Source organism: Streptomyces sp. 3211.6 (genome assembly GCF_003634815.1).
Classification (GTDB): Bacteria; Actinomycetota; Actinomycetes; order Streptomycetales; family Streptomycetaceae; genus Streptomyces; species Streptomyces katrae_A.
Map to the genome: position 1 here is coordinate 3,980,028 of NZ_RBXC01000001.1, position 19,216 is coordinate 3,999,243.

Annotated in this window: 16 protein-coding genes; 10 read left to right on the plus strand and 6 right to left on the minus strand. The window is 73.2% G+C overall.

Features of this window, described 5'->3' with window-relative positions; all coding sequences use genetic code 11:
* Positions 1-2: 2 nt before the first annotated feature.
* Entirely contained in the window at positions 3-1,166 is a 1,164-nt protein-coding gene (locus BX286_RS18340) for an SMP-30/gluconolactonase/LRE family protein (RefSeq protein WP_121015539.1), read from the plus strand.
* A 39-nt stretch (positions 1,167-1,205) separates the two neighbouring features.
* Here the strand turns inward: BX286_RS18340 and BX286_RS18345 are convergent, their stop codons facing one another.
* Positions 1,206-2,612, minus strand: coding sequence for a DHA2 family efflux MFS transporter permease subunit (locus BX286_RS18345; RefSeq protein WP_079428496.1), 1,407 nt, complete (start codon positions 2,610-2,612; stop codon positions 1,206-1,208).
* 137 nt (positions 2,613-2,749) lie between these two features.
* Between BX286_RS18345 and BX286_RS18350 the strand changes: the two genes are divergently transcribed.
* Positions 2,750-3,439, plus strand: a complete 690-nt coding sequence (locus tag BX286_RS18350) for a TetR/AcrR family transcriptional regulator (RefSeq protein ID WP_121015541.1) — start codon at positions 2,750-2,752, stop codon at positions 3,437-3,439.
* A gap of 55 nt (positions 3,440-3,494) precedes the next feature.
* On the opposite strand, the gene BX286_RS18355 is transcribed toward BX286_RS18350, so the two are convergent.
* The 4 genes from BX286_RS18355 to pdhA all read right to left on the minus strand — a co-directional run bounded on the left by BX286_RS18355 (position 3,495) and on the right by pdhA (position 8,070).
* Positions 3,495-4,259, minus strand: coding sequence for a hypothetical protein (locus tag BX286_RS18355; RefSeq protein ID WP_079428500.1), 765 nt, complete (start codon positions 4,257-4,259; stop codon positions 3,495-3,497).
* A 130-nt stretch (positions 4,260-4,389) separates the two neighbouring features.
* Positions 4,390-5,859 (minus strand): dihydrolipoamide acetyltransferase family protein, encoded by a 1,470-nt coding sequence (locus BX286_RS18360; protein ID WP_079428502.1) that lies wholly within the window; start codon positions 5,857-5,859, stop codon positions 4,390-4,392.
* A 13-nt stretch (positions 5,860-5,872) separates the two neighbouring features.
* Positions 5,873-6,853: an alpha-ketoacid dehydrogenase subunit beta gene (locus tag BX286_RS18365; protein WP_079428504.1), complete on the minus strand. Its 981-nt coding sequence runs from the start codon at positions 6,851-6,853 to the stop codon at positions 5,873-5,875.
* Entirely contained in the window at positions 6,853-8,070 is a 1,218-nt protein-coding gene (gene pdhA, locus BX286_RS18370; RefSeq protein WP_079428506.1) for a pyruvate dehydrogenase (acetyl-transferring) E1 component subunit alpha, read from the minus strand. Before pdhA ends, BX286_RS18365 begins: the two co-directional genes overlap by 1 nt.
* Positions 8,071-8,395: 325 nt before the next feature.
* Between pdhA and BX286_RS18375 the strand changes: the two genes are divergently transcribed.
* Both BX286_RS18375 and BX286_RS18380 read left to right on the plus strand, forming a co-directional pair.
* Positions 8,396-9,055 carry a response regulator transcription factor gene (locus tag BX286_RS18375; protein WP_045950154.1) on the plus strand — a complete coding sequence of 220 codons (660 nt, stop codon included), beginning with the start codon at positions 8,396-8,398 and terminating at the stop codon, positions 9,053-9,055.
* A 346-nt stretch (positions 9,056-9,401) separates the two neighbouring features.
* Positions 9,402-9,830: a pyridoxamine 5'-phosphate oxidase family protein gene (locus BX286_RS18380; RefSeq protein WP_079428508.1), complete on the plus strand. Its 429-nt coding sequence runs from the start codon at positions 9,402-9,404 to the stop codon at positions 9,828-9,830.
* A gap of 77 nt (positions 9,831-9,907) precedes the next feature.
* Here the strand turns inward: BX286_RS18380 and BX286_RS18385 are convergent, their stop codons facing one another.
* Positions 9,908-11,530 (minus strand): protein kinase domain-containing protein, encoded by a 1,623-nt coding sequence (locus BX286_RS18385; RefSeq protein ID WP_079428510.1) that lies wholly within the window; start codon positions 11,528-11,530, stop codon positions 9,908-9,910.
* A 225-nt stretch (positions 11,531-11,755) separates the two neighbouring features.
* On the opposite strand from BX286_RS18385, the gene BX286_RS18390 reads away from it, so the two are divergent.
* The 6 genes from BX286_RS18390 (at position 11,756) to BX286_RS18410 (ending at position 19,189) form a co-directional block, all read left to right on the plus strand.
* The gene (locus BX286_RS18390; protein WP_079428512.1) at positions 11,756-13,423 is read left to right on the plus strand and encodes a protein kinase domain-containing protein; all 1,668 of its coding nucleotides are present in this window, start codon (positions 11,756-11,758) and stop codon (positions 13,421-13,423) included.
* 140 nt (positions 13,424-13,563) lie between these two features.
* Positions 13,564-14,091 carry a hypothetical protein gene (locus tag BX286_RS36635; RefSeq protein WP_187344160.1) on the plus strand — a complete coding sequence of 176 codons (528 nt, stop codon included), beginning with the start codon at positions 13,564-13,566 and terminating at the stop codon, positions 14,089-14,091.
* A gap of 71 nt (positions 14,092-14,162) precedes the next feature.
* Positions 14,163-14,819: a PadR family transcriptional regulator gene (locus BX286_RS18395; protein WP_121015543.1), complete on the plus strand. Its 657-nt coding sequence runs from the start codon at positions 14,163-14,165 to the stop codon at positions 14,817-14,819.
* Between the two features lie 26 nt (positions 14,820-14,845).
* Positions 14,846-15,706, plus strand: coding sequence for an ABC transporter ATP-binding protein (locus tag BX286_RS18400; protein WP_398898656.1), 861 nt, complete (start codon positions 14,846-14,848; stop codon positions 15,704-15,706).
* 101 nt (positions 15,707-15,807) lie between these two features.
* Entirely contained in the window at positions 15,808-18,567 is a 2,760-nt protein-coding gene (locus BX286_RS18405; RefSeq protein ID WP_261993634.1) for an FtsX-like permease family protein, read from the plus strand.
* Positions 18,568-18,649: 82 nt separating this feature from the next.
* A complete protein-coding gene (locus tag BX286_RS18410; protein ID WP_079428515.1) occupies positions 18,650-19,189 on the plus strand; it encodes a bacterial proteasome activator family protein in 540 nt (179 codons plus the stop codon).
* Positions 19,190-19,216 lie beyond the last annotated feature (27 nt).

Here is a 19,216-nt window from a genome sequence, read left to right on the forward strand (position 1 = left end):
CCATGTCCTTCAAGAACATCTTCGACAACGGCGGGGACCAGGCCGGTTCCGCCGACCAGTCCGCGCAGAAGCTGGGCCGGGACACCCCGGGAGCCGGGAGCGTCTCGGAGGAGGTGCGCAGGCTGGAGAGCGAGCGGGACCCGTGGCTCGTACGCCAGACCGCGCACGGGGCCTTCGACGTCATGGGCTTCCTCGGGCCGCTCTTCCAGAGCACCCAGGGCGTGGCGGCCGCCCAGCGGGAGGTCACCGAGAACCCCGGGTCCGCGACGGCGATGGCCTCCTCGGCCTCCAAGGCGTTCGGGCCGCCGAAGGTCTCCATCCGCGACGAGGACATGCCCAAGCTGGAGGAGCTGTCCAAGCTCATCGCCAACAAGCGGAGCTACTCCCTGATCGCGACGGGCCTGGGCACCTCCGAGGGCGTGGCGGTCGACCCGTCGGGGAGCCCGGTGTACGTCGCCGACCGGGGCGGCCAGCGGCTCATCGCGGTGAAGCCGGACACCGGCGCCCAGCGCGTGGTCGCCAGCGGCCTGGGCGACCTCGGTGACGTGGCGCTCGACACGGCGGCGGGCAAGGCCTACACCACCGACTGGAGCGGCGGACGGCTGCTCGTGGTGGACCTGGCCGGCGGCACCTCCGCCAAGGTGGCCGACGTCCCCGGCGCGTACGGCGTGGCGCTGGACACCGCGGCGCGCAAGGCGTACGTCGCCAACTGGACCGACGGGCAGCTGATCGAGGTGGCCCTGCCGGGCGGGCAGAAGACCACGCTCCTCTCCGGGCTGGGACAGGGCATCGGCGGGGTCGCCCTGTCCGGCGACGGCAAGGCGTACATCGGCCAGAAGGACAACGGCGGCAAGCTGTTCGAGGTGGACCTGGCCAAGCGCACGTACCGCGTCCTGACCGCCCTCACCGGCGCCACGACCATCCGCGTGGCGCTCGACGGCTCCGGCCGGGCCTACACCATCGACCACGCGGGCGGTCGCCTCTACGAGATCACCCTCGCCGACGGCGCCCAGCGGGTGGTGGCCTCCGGCCTGGAGACCTGCGAGGGGCTCACCCTGGACACCGTGAACGGCTGGATCTACGTCACCAACCGCGAAGGCCGGCTGTGGCAGATCGACCGGAGTGCCGTCCAGGCCCTGGGCGGCGTCGGCAAGGTCGTGCCGTAGGGGCCGGGGCCCCGGGGTGTCCGGCCGACACCCCGGGGCTCAGCGCCGCCCCGGCAGCCGCAGGGCCGGGAGGAGGGACAGGGCGAGGAGGCCCGCCGCGACCGCGTACGCGGTGCGGAAGCCGGACGGGGTGGTGCCCGCCGCGCCCAGGACCACCGAGGTCAGAGCCGTTCCGACCGAGGCGCACAGCTGGGAGTTGATGCTGAGGGCCGTGCTCGCCGCCGCCATGCGGGCGGCAGGCAGGTCCCGGCCGGCGGTGGTCATCGTCGGCATCAGCACCATCCCGGCGCCGACGCCCATCACCATCAGCGAGCCCACGACCTGCCACCCCGGCACCCCCGCCGTGCCGGTCCGCAGCCCGGTGAGCAGCATGCCGAGGGCCGCCACCGCCACCCCGGCGGGGATCAGCCGGCGCGGGGCGACCCGGTCCACGCGCCGGGAGGCGATCTGCATGGTCGTCCCGACCACGAGCCCGACGGGCGCCACCAGCAGCCCCGCCGCGCTCGCGCTCAGTCCGCGCGCCTGCTGCCAGTACACCGGGGCCAGCAGCATCGAGCCGAAGTAGCCGCAAGTGAACGGCGCGAGCGTGCCGATGGCGGCGGCGAAGGTGCGGTCGCCCAGCAGCCGCAGGTCGAGCAGGGGCTCCGGCACGCGCAGGGCGCGCCGCACGAAGGCCGCGACGAGGACGGCCCCGCCCAGCAGGGGCAGCAGCACCCCCGGGGAGAGGAACGCACCGCTCCCGCCGCCCCGGGACAGCCCGTACAGGAGCAGCGCGAGGCCCGGGGACAGGCTCAGCAGTCCCGGCAGGTCGAGCCGCGGCGAAGCCGCCGCACCCGGGGGGGAATCCGGGCGCAGCAGCTTCGCCGCGAGTATCAGGGCGGCCGCTCCGACGGGCAGGTTGACGAGGAAGATCCACTGCCAGGAGGCGGTGTCGATCAGCCAGCCGCCCAGCACCGGCCCGGCCACCGGGCCGACCAGCACGGGCAGCCCCAGCAGGGCCATGGCCCGCCCGAGCCGGTTGCGGTCGGCGGCCCGCATCACCATCGTCATGCCGACCGGCATCAGCAGCCCGCCGCCGAGCCCCTGGACGGCGCGGAAGGCGATCAGGCTGCCGGCGTTCCACGCACAGGCCGCGAGCAGGGAGCCGAGGGTGAACAGGGACAGGGCCGTCAGGTAGGTGCGCTTGGCTCCGATCCGGCCCATCGCCCAGGCGGCCGCCGGGATGACGGCCGCCAGGGCCAGGGTGTAGGCGGTGGCGGTCCACTGGATGGTCTCCAGCGGGGCCCCGAAGGACTCGGAGAGCCTGTCGAGGGCCACGTTGACGATCGTCATGTCGAGGACGGACATGACGGCGCCGGTGATCACGACGGTGAGGATGCGCCCGAGCTGCCCGGGCGCGGTCCCTAATGCGGCGGGCGAGTCCTCGGCGGTGGGTGTGGTCGGCATCGTGCGACGTCCCTCCCTGGAGAACGGTGAACCAGACCATTTGGTTTGTTTGTGCGGCCCTCCGGTAAAGTACAACGACCGTTGTAAAAGGCACAACGACCGTTGTAGAGAACGGGTCGAGAGACGCTGGAGGCGTGATGGAGGGGGAAGCCCCGGACCGCGGACCGGACGGGACGGCGGACGTGCTCCCGCCCCGCAAGCAGGCCAGACGGATCGCCCTCGCCCGCCCCACCTGCGCGGTCTTCGGCCGCGAGGGGTACGCGCGCGCGTCCGTCGACGCCCTCGCCGCGGCGGCCGGCGTCTCGACGCGGACGCTCTACAACCACTTCCCCGGCGGCAAGTCGGAGCTCTTCCGCGCCGTGGTCACCTGGAGCTCGGGCGAGGTGCGCGACGCCCACGTGGCCGTCGTGCGCGCCCTGCTGGACCCCGGGCGCCCGCCCCACCCGGACAACCTGGAACGGGACCTGGCCGCCGTCGCCCGCGCGCTGATCGACGTGATGGTGGAACACCCCGACCACTTCGCCCTCGTCCGCCACATCCACGCCGAGGCCGACCACGTGCCGCCCGAGGTGCTGGCCGCCTGGAAGGCCGCGGGCCCCGGCCCGGTCGCCGACGCCCTCGCCGATGCCCTGGCGGCCCTGGAGCGGGCCGGGCTGCTCGACCTGCACGGCGACGCGGCGCTGGCGGGCGCCCACTTCACGGCGCTGACCTCCACCTCCGTCGCGCAGCTCTCCCACTACGGGGTCCTGCCCCTGTCCCCGGCGCAGACCGACCGGATCGTCCGGGGCGGCACCGCGGCCTTCGTGCGTGCCTACCGCGTCCGCTGAGACCCCGTCACGTCCGCTTCGGGCGTGCACGGGCCGCGGCGGGGCGGACGGGATCTCAGGGCAGCTCCCTCCCCACCCGTGACCAGGCGTCCAAGGCCAGGGCCAGCGGGTCGCCCGGCGCCAGGTACGGCCGGGCCGCGCCGGTCCACCGCACGAGGTGCCTGATCCGCCGCAGGTGCACGATCCGCTCCCGGGGCAGCTCACGCCAGACGCGGGCCCGCGCGGCCGCCTCCGCCGGGGTGAGGTCGATCAGCGCGAGCGCCTCCCGGCACACGGCGGCCGGGTCCCCGCCCGGCCCGGGGCCGAACTCCCGCAGCAGGTAGGCCCGTACGAAGGCCAGCTCGATCCCCCGCACCAGGCCGGACGCCCCCTCCGCCGCCGCGCAGCGGTACGCCGCCGCCAGGGCCACCCGGCCCCAGCGCAGCCGTACCCCCTCCGGCAGCCGCTCGTCCTGCATCCCCCCGATGGCCAGGGAGCGCAGCGTTCGCGGCAGGGGTTCGTCCGCGAGCGGGGGACCGGTGGCCAGCCAGGCCTCCAGTTCCGCGAGGCCGTGCCCGTCGGGCGGTACGGAGGTCAGCACCTGGCCCCGGCTGAGCAGCGCGACCACCGGTCCGGCGAGGCGGACCCGGGCGGTGTGGCCGGCGCCGAAGGCGTCGACCGCGCGCCCGTGCCGCTCTATCCCGCGCAGCCAGACCCGCGACTGGCCCGCCGCGTACACCTGCCCGGACCGGGCCGTGCCGCCGACGCACCGGACGAGGCACAGTCCGCCGGTGACGTCGGCCTCCTCGACGCGATACACCTGCAACTCGGCGATGGGCATGGCCGGGAGGCTACCGCCCCGGGGCCCGGGCGGGGCCGGCTTCCCACCACCCGGCCCGCGAACGCCCGATGGCCGGGCACCCTCCCTGCGGAGGGGCCCGGCCATCGGCGGGTGTCGGCTGCCCGGGCGGCTACGACCAGGTGACCAGCCGGCGCGGGTGCTCCAGGACCGCCGCGATGTCGGCGAGGAACTTGGAGCCCAGTTCGCCGTCGATCAGGCGGTGGTCGAACGACAGGGCCAGGGTGGTGACCTGACGCGGCTTCACCTTGCCCTTGTGGACCCACGGCTGGAGCTTGATCGCGCCGACCGCGAGGATCGCGGACTCGCCGGGGTTCAGGATGGGCGTACCGGTGTCGACGCCGAAGACGCCGACGTTGGTGATGGTGATGGTGCCGTTCTGCATGTCGGCCGGGGAGGTCTTGCCCTCGCGGGCCGTCGCGACCAGGTCCGACAGGGAGGTGGACAGCTCGGCCAGCGTCTTGGCGTGGGCGTCCTTGATGTTCGGGACGATCAGCCCGCGCGGGGTGGCCGCCGCGATGCCCAGGTTCACGTAGTGCTTGAGCACGATCTCCTGGGCCGCCTCGTCCCAGGACGCGTTGACGTCCGGGTTGCGGCGGATGGCGACGAGGACCGCCTTGGCGATCAGGAGCAGCGGGTTGATCCGGAGCCCCGCGAGGTCCGGGTCGTCCTTGAGCTCCTGGACCAGCTTCATCGTGCGCGTCACGTCGAGGGTGATGAACTCGGTGACGTGCGGGGCGGTGAAGGCGGAGCCGACCATGGCCTGGGCGGTGACCTTGCGGACGCCCTTGACCGGGATACGGGTCTCCCGCGCGCCCGGCGCCGCCACGGCCGCGGCCGCCTCGGCGGGGGCCGCCACGGGGGCCTGGACGGGCGCGGGGGCCGCGGCCGGGGCCGGGACCTGGGCGGGGGCCTGCGGGGCGAGCGCGGCCGCGGCGGCGGCGTGCACGTCCTCGCGGGTCACGACACCGCCGTCACCGGTGGGGACCACCGAGGCCAGGTCGATGCCGAGGTCCTTGGCGAGCTTGCGCACGGGCGGCTTGGCGAGCGGCCGCTCGGCGGTGGCCGCACCGTGGCCGTTGGCGTACGCGGTGCCGTTCTGCGCCGCCGGAGCGGGCACGACGGGCGCCGGGGCGGCGGGGGCCGGCACCACGGGGGCGGCGACCGGAGCGGCGGCGGGGGCACCCGCCACCGCCTTGCGCGGGCGGCGCTTCGTGGAGGACTGGGAGACCCCGTAGCCCACCAGCACGGGCTGGCGGCCCTCGGGCGCCGGCTCCTCGGCCGCCTCAGGGGCGGCCGGGGCGGCGGCAGCGGCGGCCGGGGCCTCCGTCGCGCCGGCCCCGCCGGTCTCGACGGAGATGATCACCTGGCCGACGTCGACCGTCACGCCCTCTTCGAAGAGCAGCGCGTGCACCACCCCGTCGAAGGGGATCGGCAGCTCCACGGCCGCCTTCGCCGTCTCCACCTCGCAGACGACCTGCCCGTCGGTGACCGTGTCACCCGGCTGGACGTACCACTTGAGGATCTCGGCCTCGGTCAGGCCCTCGCCCACGTCGGGCATCTTGAATTCGCGGATCGTCATGGGGCGGCTCTCCTCAGAACGCCAGCGAGCGGTCGACGGCGTCGAGCACGCGGTCCAGGCCGGGCAGGTACTCGTCCTCCAGGCGGGCCGGCGGGTACGGGGCGTGGAAGCCGCCGACGCGCAGCACCGGCGCCTCCAGGTGGTAGAAGCACCGCTCCGTGATGCGGGCGGCGATCTCGGAACCGGTGCCGAGGAAGACCGGGGCCTCGTGGACCACGACCAGCCGGCGGGTCTTCTCCACCGAGGCCTGGATCCCGTCGAAGTCGATCGGGGACATCGAGCGCAGGTCCAGGACCTCGACCGACTTGCCCTCCTCGGCGGCCGCGGCCGCCGCCTCCAGGCAGACCTTCACCATCGGGCCGTACGCGGCCAGGGTGAGGTCGGCGCCCTCGCGGACCACCCGTGCCTTGTGCAGCTCGCCCGGGATGGCGTCGGTGTCGACCTCGCCCTTGTCCCAGTAGCGGCGCTTCGGCTCGAAGAAGATCACCGGGTCGTCGCTGAGGATCGCCTGCTGGAGCATCCAGTACGCGTCGCTGGCGTTCGACGGGGAGACCACCTTCAGGCCCGCGACGTGCGCGAAGAGCGTTTCGGGGGACTCGCTGTGGTGCTCGACCGCGCCGATGGCGCCGCCGTAGGGGATGCGGACGACGACCGGCAGCTTGATCTTGCCGAGGGCGCGGGCGTGCATCTTCGCGAGCTGCGTGACGATCTGGTCGTACGCGGGGAAGACGAACCCGTCGAACTGGATCTCCACGACCGGCCGGTAGCCGCGCAGGGCCAGGCCGATGGCGGTGCCGACGATGCCGGACTCGGCCAGCGGGGTGTCGATGACCCGCTCCTCGCCGAAGTCCTTCTGCAGCCCGTCGGTGATGCGGAAGACACCGCCCAGCTTGCCGACGTCCTCGCCCATGATCAGGACCTTGGGGTCGGTGTCCATGGCCTTGCGCAGCGACTCGTTGAGCGCCTTCGCGATCGACATCTTCTCGACAGCCATCAGTGACCCTCCTCGGCCGGCTCGAAGGAAGCGAGGTAGGCGGCGAACTGGGCGCGCTCCTCGTCGACGAGCGCGTGCCCGTCCGCGTAGACGTTCTCGAAGATCGCCATGGTGTCCGGGTCGGGCATGGCGCGCACGACCTCGCGGACCCGCTTGCCGAGGGCTTCGCTCTCCGCCTCCAGCTCCTCGAAGAACGCCTCGTCGGCGCCGCCGGAGGCCAGCAGGTGGGCCTTCAGGCGCAGGATCGGGTCCTTCGCCTCCCAGGCCGCCGTCTCCTCGTCCGCGCGGTACTTCGTCGGGTCGTCGGAGGTGGTGTGGGCGCCCATGCGGTACGTGAACGCCTCGATCAGGGCCGGGCCCTCGCCGCGGCGGGCGCGGTCCAGCGCCCAGCGGGTGACGGCCAGGCAGGCGAGGACGTCGTTGCCGTCGACGCGGATGCCGGGGAAGCCGAAGCCCTGGGCGCGCTGGTAGAGCGGCACGCGCATCTGGCGCTCGGTCGGCTCGGAGATCGCCCACTGGTTGTTCTGGCAGAAGAACACCACGGGGGAGTTGTAGACGGCCGAGAAGTTGAAGGCCTCCATCACGTCGCCCTGGCTGGAGGCGCCGTCGCCGAAGTAGGCGATGACCGCGGAGTCCGCGCCGTCCTTGGCCACGCCCATGGCGTAACCGGTCGCGTGCAGCGTCTGCGAGCCGATGACGATCGTGTAGAGGTGGAAGTTGTTGGTGTTCGGGTCCCAGCCGCCGTGGTTCACGCCGCGGAACATGCCGAGCAGGTTCGTCGGGTCGACGCCGCGGCACCAGGCCACACCGTGCTCGCGGTAGGTCGGGAAGACGTAGTCGTCGTCGCGGAGTGCCCGGCCGGAGCCGATCTGGGCGGCCTCCTGGCCCAGCAGCGAGGCCCACAGGCCCAGCTCGCCCTGGCGCTGGAGGGCGGTCGCCTCGCCGTCGAAGCGGCGGGTCAGGACCATGTCGCGGTACAGGCCGCGCAGGTCCTCGGTGGTGACGTCCGCGACGAAGGCCGCGAACTCGGCCACCTCGGGGTGGCTGTCGACCTCGACCCGTTCACCCTCGGGCGTCAGCAGTTGTACGAGCTGAGGCTCGGCGTCGTGCGGCTGTGCGGTGGCAGCGGCGGTCTTGCGGGCGCTCGCCGCGCCTGCCGCCCGCTTGGTGCCGCTGCTGCGTCGCGGCTTGCGCGCGGCAGTGCTCTCCACGGTCACGTGTGCTCCTCCGTCGGTCCGGCACCCGGGTTCTCCGGGGACCAGTGCGGCTCACCTGTATCCGTACCCGCACACGGGGTGGGTGCACGGCGCGATTCGGATTCAGGCGTGACAGGTGCCCCGGCGAGTGCCCTGCGCACAGCACGTTACCCAGTGCGACGCATAACTGCGAAACCCCGTTTGACCTGCGATTTTGCTTGGATATCCAAGTAAATCGGCCGCTGCGGGAACAACCACTGGTCACAGCCTTGCAGGGGGCCGGAACAACGGCACGTTATCCCGGGTAACTCCGGCAGGGAAGAGGTGAGTGTGTGAAGATGAGCTTGTGCGCGAAAACGGAAAAATCAAGGTATTTCTCCTGGACGACCACGAAGTAGTACGTCGGGGCGTTCATGAGCTTTTGTCGGTCGAAGAGGACATCGAGATCGTCGGCGAGGCCGGTACCGCCGCGGACGCCCTGGTCCGCATCCCGGCGACCCGCCCCGACGTGGCCGTGCTCGACGTGCGCCTGCCGGACGGCAGCGGTGTCGAGGTGTGCCGCGAGGTCCGCTCGCAGGACGAGGACATCAAGTGCCTGATGCTCACCTCGTTCGCCGACGACGAGGCGCTGTTCGACGCGATCATGGCGGGCGCCTCGGGCTACGTCCTCAAGGCCATCCGGGGGAACGAGCTGCTCAGCGCGGTGCGCGACGTGGCGGCGGGCAAGTCCCTGCTGGACCCGGTGGCGACCGCGCGGGTGCTGGAACGGCTGCGCGACGGCAAGAACGGCAAGGGCGACGACCGGCTCGCGAACCTCACCGAGCAGGAGCGCAAGATCCTCGACCTGATCGGCGAGGGCCTGACGAACCGGGTCATCGGCGAGCGGCTGCACCTGGCCGAGAAGACCATCAAGAACTACGTCTCCAGCCTGCTGTCGAAGCTGGGCATGGAGCGCCGCTCCCAGGCCGCCGCGTACGTCGCCCGCCTCCAGGCGGAGAAGCGCTAGCCGCACTCGACCCGGCCCCGAGACGGCGCGAGAGGCGCTCGATCCGGACGCGAGACGGCGCGAGAGGCGCTCGACCCGGAGCCAAGGCCGCGCGAGAAGCGCTCGATCCGGCGTCGAGCGGAGGCGAGGCCTCCGCGACGGGGCGCCGCGCGGGGCGCAACCCTGTTCGAGCGCTTCACGAGCGGGCGCCGAGTGGACGTCGACGGGATCTCGGGCGGCCTTCGAGGGTGACGCCCCGTGGCCGCCCGCTTCCCCGCGGCACATGGTTCGATTCGGGACCAACGTCCTCGGTGATCGGGGCGGGCTCCTCTGTCCCGGCCGCCCGCCGGGGCCCGAGAGTGGTCGCATGTCACCGGAGGAAATAAACGCCGTCGAAATGCTGCGCCGTGTGCCGTACGGCCGCGTCGCCACCAGCATGCGCGCGCTCCCGTTCCTCGCCGTCGCCCGTCACATCGTGGTGGGCGGCAGGATCGTCCTGAGAATGCACGCCGGTTTCGGCTATCACCACGCCTGCAATGGAAGCGTGGTCTCCTACGGGGCCGACAACGTCAATTCGGGCGCGCCCCGGCTCTGGTCCGTGCAGGTCACGGGCACGGCGCAGCTCACCGAACCGACCACCGCGGAACTGGAACTATTCGGCCCGGCACCGCATTTCGTGGACGGGGAGGTGTTCGATCCGGTGTACATGCGCATCGAACCCCAGCTGGTCACCGTGCACACCCTCGGGGCGCAAAATGCCGGTCGCTGCGACCGGCCCCGCCTGCACGCGCACTGACGGCCGGAAAGGCGAGCGGATGTGAAAGGGGCCCGGCGGAATGGGAATTCCGCCGGGCCCCTTTGACGTATGCACCGCTAGCCGGCGCCCTCGGCGCCGGCCGGGCTGCCGCCGCCGCCCCCGCTGGGCGGGGTCGGCTTGTTGGTCGGCGGCTCCGCCGTGGGGGACTTCGGCGGCGGGGTCGTCGGGTTCTTGGTCTCCGGGCTCGACGAGCTGCCCGAGGAGGGCGACAGGCTGGTGCTCGGAGTGGACTTGCTGCGGCTCGGGGTGGGCGTGAAGGTGTCCTCGTCGTGCGAGCCGCCCGTCTCCGGGCTCGGCGAGGTCGACGGGGTGTCCTGCGAGCCCGGGCTGCTCTGCGAGGTGCCCGGGCTGCTCACGCTGGTCTTGGGCTTGTTGCCGCTGCCCGTGCCGAGGCCGTTCTTGACCGCGTACGCGGCCCCGCCGGCGATGGCCAGCACTGCGAGCAGGACGAAGAGCCAGACCTTCCACTTCCCGCCGCCGGAGCGGTTGTCGTACCCGTCGTAGCCGTCATAGCCGTCGTACCCGCCGTGGCCGCCCGGTCCGCCGCCGGGGCCGTGGCCGCCGCCGGGGAAGGCGGTGCCGTCGTCCGGGTTCAGCGGGGGCACCATCGGCCGCTGGAACTGCGAGGTGGTGCTGGGCGAGGGGTAGGGGGTGTGGGGGCCGCCGCCCGGGCCCGCGGGCATCATCGAGGTCGGCGCGCCGCCGGGCTGACCGTGCGGGAGCGCCATGCCGACCGGCCCGGTGTTCCAGGTGCCGGTGTTCGGGCCCTGGTCCTGGAGCATCTGGAGGGCGTACTGGACGAGCCCGCGCATCTCCTCGGCGCTCTGGAACCGGTCGTCCGGGTCCTTGGCGAGCGACCGCATGACGAGGCCGTCGAGCTCCTGCGGGATGTGGTGCCCCTCGGGCAGCTGCGAGGGCGGGACCGGCGCGTCCTGGACGTGCTGGTAGACCACCGATAGCGGGGTCTCACCGGTGAAGGGGGGCCGCAGCGCGAGGAGTTCGTAGAGCAGGCAGCCGGTGGCGTACAGGTCGCTGCGGTGGTCGACGGCCTTGCCGAGGGCCTGTTCCGGCGAGAGGTACTGCGGGGTGCCCATGACCATGCCGGTCTGGGTCATCGTGGACTGCGCGCCGTGCAGGGCGCGGGCGATGCCGAAGTCCATCACCTTCACCGCGCCGGAGTGGGTGATGATGACGTTCGCGGGCTTGATGTCGCGGTGCACGATGCCGTGCTGGTGCGAGTACGCCAGCGCCTCCAGCACGCCCGACACGATGATGAGCGCCTGCTCGGGCCCGGGGGCCTCGGCGCTGATCAGCAGGTCGCGGATGGTGCGGCCCTCGACCAGCTCCATCACGATGTACGGAACCACGTTCGGGCCGACCCGGTCCTCGCCGGAGTCGTAGACGGCGACGACGGCGTGGTGGTTGAGGCCGGCGACCGACTGTGCCTCACGGGTGAAGCGGGCCTTGGACACCGGGTCCTCGGCCAGGTCGGCGCGCAGCAGCTTCACGGCCACGGTGCGGCCCAGCCGGACGTCCTCGGCGGCGAAGACCTCCGCCATGCCGCCGCGGCCCAGGCGGTGGGTCAGCCGGTAACGGCCGTCGCCCACGAGACCGCCCGCGCCCCAGTGCTCAGGACCGTCGGCCATCCCGGCGCCGTTTCCCTCGGGTTCGGGTGCCATCAGTCCTCGCCGTCGTCTCTCTCGTCCGCTCTAGCGGTGGGCCTCTTCGGGTGCTCCGGTGAACGCTACAGCCTCCGAACCCGTCACCGTTCGGCTACAGACACCGCGTAGGCCCGTGGTCACGCAGCGGGCACCGGCTTGACGTGTGCTTGCCCTCCGGCAGACTGGGCGCGACATGCGCTCAGCCAGACGCGTAGCAACAGAGCCCGAGGGGAAGCAACAGTCATGAGCCAGGACGGCACACAGGGCCGGTACGCAGGCGGCTCCCTGGCCGGTGGCCGTTACCAGCTAAGGGATTTGCTGGGCGAGGGGGGCATGGCCTCGGTCTACCTCGCGTACGACTCCGCGCTCGACCGCCAGGTCGCCATCAAGACGCTCCACAGCGAGCTGGGGCGCGAGGCGTCCTTCCGCGAGCGCTTCCGGCGCGAGGCGCAGGCTGTTGCGAAACTGTCGCACACCAACATCGTCTCGGTGTTCGACACGGGTGAGGGAACCGTCACCTTCGGCGCCGGCGGCGGCGACGAGGCGGTCATGCCCTACATCGTCATGGAGTACGTGGAGGGCCGGCCGCTCGGCTCGGTCCTCGACGCGGACGTGCAGCAGTACGGGGCGATGCCGGCGGACAAGGCGCTGAAGGTGACGTCCGACGTGCTGGCCGCGCTGGAGACCAGCCACGAGATGGGCCTGGTCCACCGCGACATCAAGCCGGGCAACGTGATGATGACCAAGCGCGGCGTGGTCAAGGTGATGGACTTCGGCATCGCCCGGGCCATGCAGTCGGGGGTCACCTCGATGACGCAGACCGGCATGGTCGTCGGCACCCCGCAGTACCTGTCGCCGGAACAGGCGCTGGGGCGCGGCGTGGACGCCCGCTCCGACCTGTACTCGGTCGGCATCATGCTGTTCCAGCTGCTGACGGGCCGTATCCCCTTCGACGCCGACTCCCCGCTGGCGATCGCGTACGCGCACGTCCAGGAGGAGCCGGTGGCACCTTCCTCCATCAACCGCTCCATCACCCCGGCGATGGACGCGCTGGTGGCGCGGGCGCTGAAGAAGAACCCGAACGAGCGCTTCCCCACGGCCGCGGCCATGCGGGACGAGATCGTGCGGATCCTCTCGGCCGGCCAGACCGGCGCCCCGGCCATCGTCCCGGGCGTGGCCACGGGCGGCAGCGGCGCGGGCGTGGGCTCGACGGTGTTCCCGCCGGTGGACGCCGCCTTCCAGGCACCGCCCGCGCACTCGCTCCAGCAGCCCTACCAGGCCCCGCAGACCCCGGCGCCGTCCCCGTACGCGCAGCCCTCGGCGGCGCAGCAGCAGCCGGGTTACGCGTACCCGCCCACGGCGCAAGCGCCGCAGCACCAGCACCAGTACGCGCCGCAGACGCCGCCGCCGTTCACCATCTCGCCCAGCCCGGCGCCCGCTGCGGCGGCCTCCTCGGGCGGCGGGAAGAAGAACATGCCGGTCGTGGTCGGCGCGATCGCGGTGGCCCTGGTGGCCATCGGCGGGCTGATCGCCGTGCTGAACATGGGCGACGACCCCAAGGACAAGAACAAGGCGGCGGGCCCCGGCGCCTCGTCGTCGGCGTCCGCCTCGGCCGTGGCGGGGCACAAGGGCCCGGACCCCTCGCGCACGATCGACGCGGAGCAGTGCAAGAGCCCGACGAAGTCCTTCCGGGACGCGACGAAGGTCGTCGCGCCGGACTTCCGGTACAAGAACCTGCTGTCGGTCAAGCTGTGCATCCAGGCGGCCGGCTGGAGGTACAAGATCACCGAGCGCGACGAGGCCATCTACGGCCAGGACACGGTCCTGGAGCAGCTGCCCGAGGCCGGGACGGACGTGGCCAAGGACGGCACGGAGTTCACGCTGATCGTCTCCACCGGCGATCCGTCGTAGCGGACGGCCCCTCGGCTCCCGGGCATCCCGGGGCACCCTGACGGGTGTCCCGTGATGCCCGTTTTGCCCCCCTGTGCCAATCTGAGGGCGGCGCCTCGACCTCACGGCGCCCCGGCCGCACGGAACGGGAGGGGCACCCCGTGAACCGACGCCTCCGCGCCCCGCACTGGACGGCCGGAGCCGCCCTGGCGGCCGCCGCGCTGCTGGCCACCGCCCCCGCGTGCGCGACCTCCGCCCGCGCGCCCGCGGTCCGCCTGCCCGCCGCCCACCTGCCCGCCGCCGCGGTGCGGGCCGACACCGACCAGGGCGACCCCGTGCCCGAGGAGGCGTACGAGGAGCTCGCCGGAAGCGCCGCAGGGGTCGGGCGGGAGCACCCGGGGCGGCCCGCGAACGCCCCGGCCGACCCCGAGGCCACCACCGCCTCCCGGCCCGTGCACCCGGTCCGGCCGGCCCCGCGCCCCGAGCGCCGGGAGCCCGCCGCCGCCCGGCGGCCCGCAGCCCCGCCGAGCCCCTCCCCGGGCCACAGCGCCCCGGTCTCGGCACTGGGCACCGAACCGAACGAACGGGTCGCCGACCTGGCCGCCCACCTGCTGCCCCTGGGCACCGGACTGGCCCTGATGGGCGTGGGGCTGGGGTACATGGGCGTACGGCTGCGGCGGGGCCGATAGGGGCGAAAGGCCGTCCGGCCACGGGCATACTCGGTATACATACCGAGTATGCCCGTGTATACATACTGAGTATGTCGATCCGTCACGGCCTTCTCGCGCTGCTGGAACGGGGCCCCCGTTACGGCTCCCAGCTGCGCACCGAGTTCGAATCCCGCACGGGCTCCACCTGGCCCCTCAACGTCGGGCAGGTGTACACCACCCTGGCCCGCCTGGAACGCGACGGGCTCGTCGCACCCGGCGGGGAGGACACCGCCGGGCACACCCTCTACGCCATCACCGACACCGGCCGCACCGAGCTGCACGCCTGGTACGAGCGGCCGGTGGACCGCACCAGCCCGCCCCGCGACGAGCTGGCCATCAAGCTCGCCATGGCCGTCGGGGCCCCCGGCGTGGACATCCGCGCCGTCATCCAGTCCCAGCGGCACGCCACGATCGGGGCGATGCAGGACTACACCCGGCTCAAGGCCCAGGCCCTGGCCGCCATCGAGAGCGGGCGGGCGAACGAACGCGACGACGTGGCCTGGCTGCTGGTCCTGGAACAGCTGATCTTCCAGACCGAGGCCGAGGCCCGCTGGCTCGACCACTCCGAGGCCCGGCTCGTCCGGCTGGCCGCGCTCGGCGCGGTCACCGGCCCTGCCGCCGCGCCCGCCGACGACGCGGGCGCCCCGCCCCCGGCAGCCGCCACCGGCCCGACCACCGGCTCCGCCCCCCGCACGCGGCGGGGCTGAACGACCCTTACAAAGGGGGACCCTTCATGCCCGACCAGCAGCACAGCTCCCACCCGAACCAGCCGAACCAGCCTGGCTACGGCGGCCCCTCCGGCCCCTCCGGCCGCCCGACGCATCCCGGCCGCCCCGGCCACCCGGGAGGTCCGCACCAGCCCGCGGCCGCCCAGCCCGTGCTCCGGCTGGAGAAGCTGGTCCGCACGCACGGCAGCGGCGCCACCGAGGTGCACGCGCTGCGCGGCATCGACCTCGCGGTCCACCCCGGCGAACTGGTCGCCGTGATGGGGCCCTCCGGCTCCGGGAAGTCCACCCTCCTCACCCTCGCCGGCGGGCTCGACACCCCCACCAGCGGCCGGGTCGTGGTCGAGGGCGTCGACATCACCACCGCCGGACGCCGCAAGCTGTCCGCGCTGCGCCGCCGGAGCATCGGCTACGTCTTCCAGGACTACAACCTCATACCGGCCCTCACCGCCGCCGAGAACGTCGCCCTGCCCCTCGAACTCGACGGGACCTCCGCCCGCAAGGCCCGCACCGCCGCCCTCGCCGCCCTGGAGGAGATCGGCCTGCGCGCCCTCGCCGGCCGCTTCCCCGACGAGATGTCCGGCGGCCAGCAGCAGCGCGTGGCCATCGCCCGCGCCCTGGTCGGCGACCGCCGCCTGGTCCTGGCCGACGAACCCACCGGCGCCCTCGACTCCGAGACCGGGGAGTCCGTACTCGCCCTGCTGCGGCTGCGCTGCGACGCGGGCGCGGCCGGGATCCTGGTCACCCACGAGCCCCGCTTCGCCGCCTGGGCGGACCGGGTCGTGTTCCTGCGCGACGGCAGCGTCGTCGACGAGACCCTGCGCAGCCACGCCGACTCGCTGCTCACCGGGCGGGCGGCCGGCCTGTGACCTCACCGCTCGCCTCCTGGTACCACTCGTGGATCGCGGCCCTGCGCATCGCCCGCCGCGACGCCTGGCGCTCCAAGGGCCGCAGCGCCCTGGTCCTCGCGATGATCGCCCTCCCGGTCGTCGGGGCCAGCGCCGTCGACCTCACCCTGCGCAGCGCCGAGCTCACCCCCCAGCAGACGATCTCCCGCCAGATCGGCGCCGCCGACGCCCGGATCGACCGGACGGGCCTGGACGCGCCCCTCTACCAGCGCCCCGACGCGCAGAGCTACGCGCCGGTCGGCGGCTTCGACAAGTACCGTCCCGACCCGGACAAGAAGCCCGCACCACTGAAGGACGCCGTCCCGGCCGGTGCCGAAGCCGTCCAGATGAGCTCATCCGACGTCAAGGTCCACACCCGGCACGGCCTGCTCGGTACCCAGCTGCGCGAACTCGACGTCCACCACCCGATGTCGCAGGGCATCTTCACGCCCCTGCGCGGCCGGCTGCCCCACGGGCCCGGCGAGGTCATCGCCACCGCCGCGTTCCTGGAGCATTCGGGGCTCTACGTCGGCTCCGCCGTGACACCGCGCGGCTCCACGGCCCCGTACCGGATCGTGGGCTCGTACGAGCTGCCCTCCGAGCTGAGGCGCGACGAACTCCTCGCCCTGCCCGGCACCCTGCTCGCCCCGCTCGACAAGGCGCTGGCGGCCACGGGAGCCCCCGGGCTGAACGTCACCGACTCCTTCCTCGTGAAGGTCGGCGGCGATGGTTTCACGTGGAACATGGTCAAGGAGGCGAACGCCAAGAGCGCGCTCGTCCTCTCCCGCGCCGTCATGGCGCACCCGCCCGCCGACTCCCAGGTGCCGCTGTACGCGCAGGAGGGCAAGGAGCGGTTCGCCGGTCCCGGTCTGAACGTGGGCCGGTTCACGGAGCAGGCCACCGTGGCCACCGTCGTGGGCCTGGCCCTGCTGGAGGTCTGCCTGCTCGCCGGGCCCGCCTTCGCGGTCGGCGCCCGGCGCTCCCGACGCCAGCTGGGCCTGGTCGGCGCCAACGGCGGAGACCGCCGGCACATCCGGGCCATCGTCCTGTCCGGGGGCCTGGTCATCGGCGCCGTGGCCGCCGTCATCGGCTGCTCGGCCGGCATCGGCCTCACCGTCGGACTGCGGCCGCTCCTGGAGCAGAAGATCGGCGTCCGCTTCGGCGGCTTCGACTTCCGCCCCGCGGAACTGGCCGGCATCGCCGTGCTCGCCCTGCTGACCGGCCTGCTGGCCGCGTTCGTCCCCGCCGTCACCGCCTCCCGGCAGCCCGTCCTGGCCTCCCTCACCGGGCGACGCGGCATCCGGCGCGCCAACCGGGTGCTGCCGCTGATCGGACTGCTCGCCGTCCTCGGCGGCGCCGCCGTCGCCCTCTACGGCACCCGTTACCGGGTCAGCCCCAGCCTTGTCGCGGCCGGCAGCGCCCTCGCCGAACTGGGCATCGTCGCCCTCACCCCGCTCCTGGTCGGGCTGTTCGGCCGGCTGGGCCGGTGGCTGCCGCTGTCGCCGCGGCTCGCGCTGCGCGACGCCGTCCGCAACCGGGGGCGCACGGCCCCGGCCGTGGCCGCCGTGCTGGCCGCCGTCGCCGGAACCGTGGCGGTGTCCACGTACCAGCACAGCCAGGACGTCCAGGCCCGCCACGAGTACGTCGCCGAACTCCCCGACGGCACAGGCCTGCTCAGCGTCAACGAGAACAGCGCCCACAAGGAGGTGCCGCCCACGCGCGAGATGCTCAGCAGGAACCTGCCGGTGGCGGTACGGGCCGACGTGGACCGCCTGGTGGTCGGCAACCCGAACTGCGAGGACTACGGGGCGTCCCCCGGCTGCGGTCGGGTCGAGCTGATCGTCCCCAAGGAACAGCGCTGCCCGCTCTTCGAGTCCGAGCACGGCCCCGCCGACTTCCCGCCCGCGGAGGCGAAGAAGCTGCGCCAGGACCCGCGCTGCGCGATGCCGGACCGCCCGGGCTCCTCGTTCAAGACGATCGTGGCGGACGAGAAGCTCCTCCAGGTCCTGGCGGTCACCGACCCCGGCTCGGTGGCGGCCCTCAGGGCGGGACAGCCGGTCTCCTTCGACCACCGCGACGTGAAGGACGGGAAGGTCACCCTCCGGCTGATCACCGACCCGGAGGCCGCGCAGAAGGCCTCCGCGACCCACGCCGAACTGCCCGGACAGGACAAGGTCCTCACCGTCCACCAGGCGCCCGCGGGCCTCAAGTCCTGGGGAGTGGGGCTCGTCCTGCCGCCCTCCGCGGCGAAGGCCGCCGGCATCGCCACGGCCCCGTTCGGGGCCTTCTTCAGCCTGGAGAAGGCCGCCACCACCGAGCAGCGGCAGCGGCTGGACGGGGAGATCGACCGGACGGGCGCCGACGTCCGCGTCCGCATCGAACGCGGCTACCAGGAGCAGAGCACCATCGGGATGCTGGCCCTCGCCGTCTTCGCGGGCCTGGTCACCATCGGCGCGGCCGGTATCGCGACCGGGCTGGCCCAGGCCGACTCCGAGGCCGACCTGAAGACCCTGGCGGCGGTCGGCGCGGCCCCGCGGGTGCGGCGCACCCTCAGCGGCTTCCAGTGCGGGGTGGTGGCCCTGATGGGCGTCGTCCTCGGCTCGGCGGCGGGCATCCTGCCCGCGGTCGGCCTGCGCCTCACACAGGAACGCGAGCAGCAGAGCCTCCTGCTGCGCAGCATCGAGATGGGCTACTCCTCGCCGGACCAGCCCCTCTACGTCCCGATCGCCGTCCCCTGGGAGACCCTGGCCGGCCTCCTGGTCCTCGTCCCGCTGGGCGCGGCCCTCCTGGCCGCCGTGGTCACCAAGTCGAGCGGGGCCCTGGCCCGCCGCGCGACCGGATGACGCCGCCGCCCCCGCACAGGGTGGATCACGCCCGTGCGGGGGCACACCGTGTGAGAACGAAGGTGTGCGAGAGAATGACGGCATGGAGATGCCGAGGAGTGAACGGTCGCAGGACAGTCCCCCGCACGTCCTGATCGTGGGACAGGACGGGAAGGCGGTCGGCGGCGCCGATGACGAGTCGCGCGAGGTCCCGGTGACGGAGATGGTCGAACAGCCCGCCAAGGTCATGCGGATCGGCAGCATGATCAAGCAACTTCTGGAAGAGGTCCGCGCCGCACCTCTGGACGAGGCCAGCCGGGTCCGTCTCAAGGACATCCACGCGGCGTCGGTGAAGGAACTGGAAGACGGCCTGGCCCCGGAGCTGGTCGAGGAGCTGGAACGGCTCTCCCTTCCGTTCACGGAGGAAGCCGTTCCGTCCGAGGCCGAACTCCGCATCGCACAGGCCCAGTTGGTGGGCTGGCTGGAAGGCCTCTTCCACGGCATCCAGACCGCCCTGTTCGCCCAGCAGATGGCGGCGAGGGCCCAACTGGAGCAGATGCGCCGCGCCTTGCCCCCCGGCACCCCCCACGAAGACGACGAAGACGGCCCCCACGGCGCCATCCGCTCGGGCCCGTACCTGTAACCCCCCGACGGGGCTGGACGCACCCAC

What these genes read in the sequence shown, in the direction of transcription:
- BX286_RS18345 (WP_079428496.1), bottom strand. Translation starts at nt 2,612, where the DNA reads ATGCCGACCACACCCACCGCCGAGGACTCGCCCGCCGCATTAGGGACC.
- BX286_RS18410 (WP_079428515.1), top strand. Translation starts at nt 18,650, where the DNA reads ATGGAGATGCCGAGGAGTGAACGGTCGCAGGACAGTCCCCCGCACGTC.
- BX286_RS18405 (WP_261993634.1), top strand. Translation starts at nt 15,808, where the DNA reads ATGATCGCCCTCCCGGTCGTCGGGGCCAGCGCCGTCGACCTCACCCTG.
- BX286_RS18350 (WP_121015541.1), top strand. Translation starts at nt 2,750, where the DNA reads ATGGAGGGGGAAGCCCCGGACCGCGGACCGGACGGGACGGCGGACGTG.
- BX286_RS18390 (WP_079428512.1), top strand. Translation starts at nt 11,756, where the DNA reads ATGAGCCAGGACGGCACACAGGGCCGGTACGCAGGCGGCTCCCTGGCC.
- BX286_RS18400 (WP_398898656.1), top strand. Translation starts at nt 14,846, where the DNA reads ATGCCCGACCAGCAGCACAGCTCCCACCCGAACCAGCCGAACCAGCCT.
- BX286_RS18385 (WP_079428510.1), bottom strand. Translation starts at nt 11,530, where the DNA reads ATGGCACCCGAACCCGAGGGAAACGGCGCCGGGATGGCCGACGGTCCT.
- BX286_RS18340 (WP_121015539.1), top strand. Translation starts at nt 3, where the DNA reads ATGTCCTTCAAGAACATCTTCGACAACGGCGGGGACCAGGCCGGTTCC.
- BX286_RS18395 (WP_121015543.1), top strand. Translation starts at nt 14,163, where the DNA reads ATGTCGATCCGTCACGGCCTTCTCGCGCTGCTGGAACGGGGCCCCCGT.
- BX286_RS18380 (WP_079428508.1), top strand. Translation starts at nt 9,402, where the DNA reads ATGTCACCGGAGGAAATAAACGCCGTCGAAATGCTGCGCCGTGTGCCG.
- BX286_RS18360 (WP_079428502.1), bottom strand. Translation starts at nt 5,859, where the DNA reads ATGACGATCCGCGAATTCAAGATGCCCGACGTGGGCGAGGGCCTGACC.
- BX286_RS18365 (WP_079428504.1), bottom strand. Translation starts at nt 6,853, where the DNA reads ATGGCTGTCGAGAAGATGTCGATCGCGAAGGCGCTCAACGAGTCGCTG.
- BX286_RS18355 (WP_079428500.1), bottom strand. Translation starts at nt 4,259, where the DNA reads ATGCCCATCGCCGAGTTGCAGGTGTATCGCGTCGAGGAGGCCGACGTC.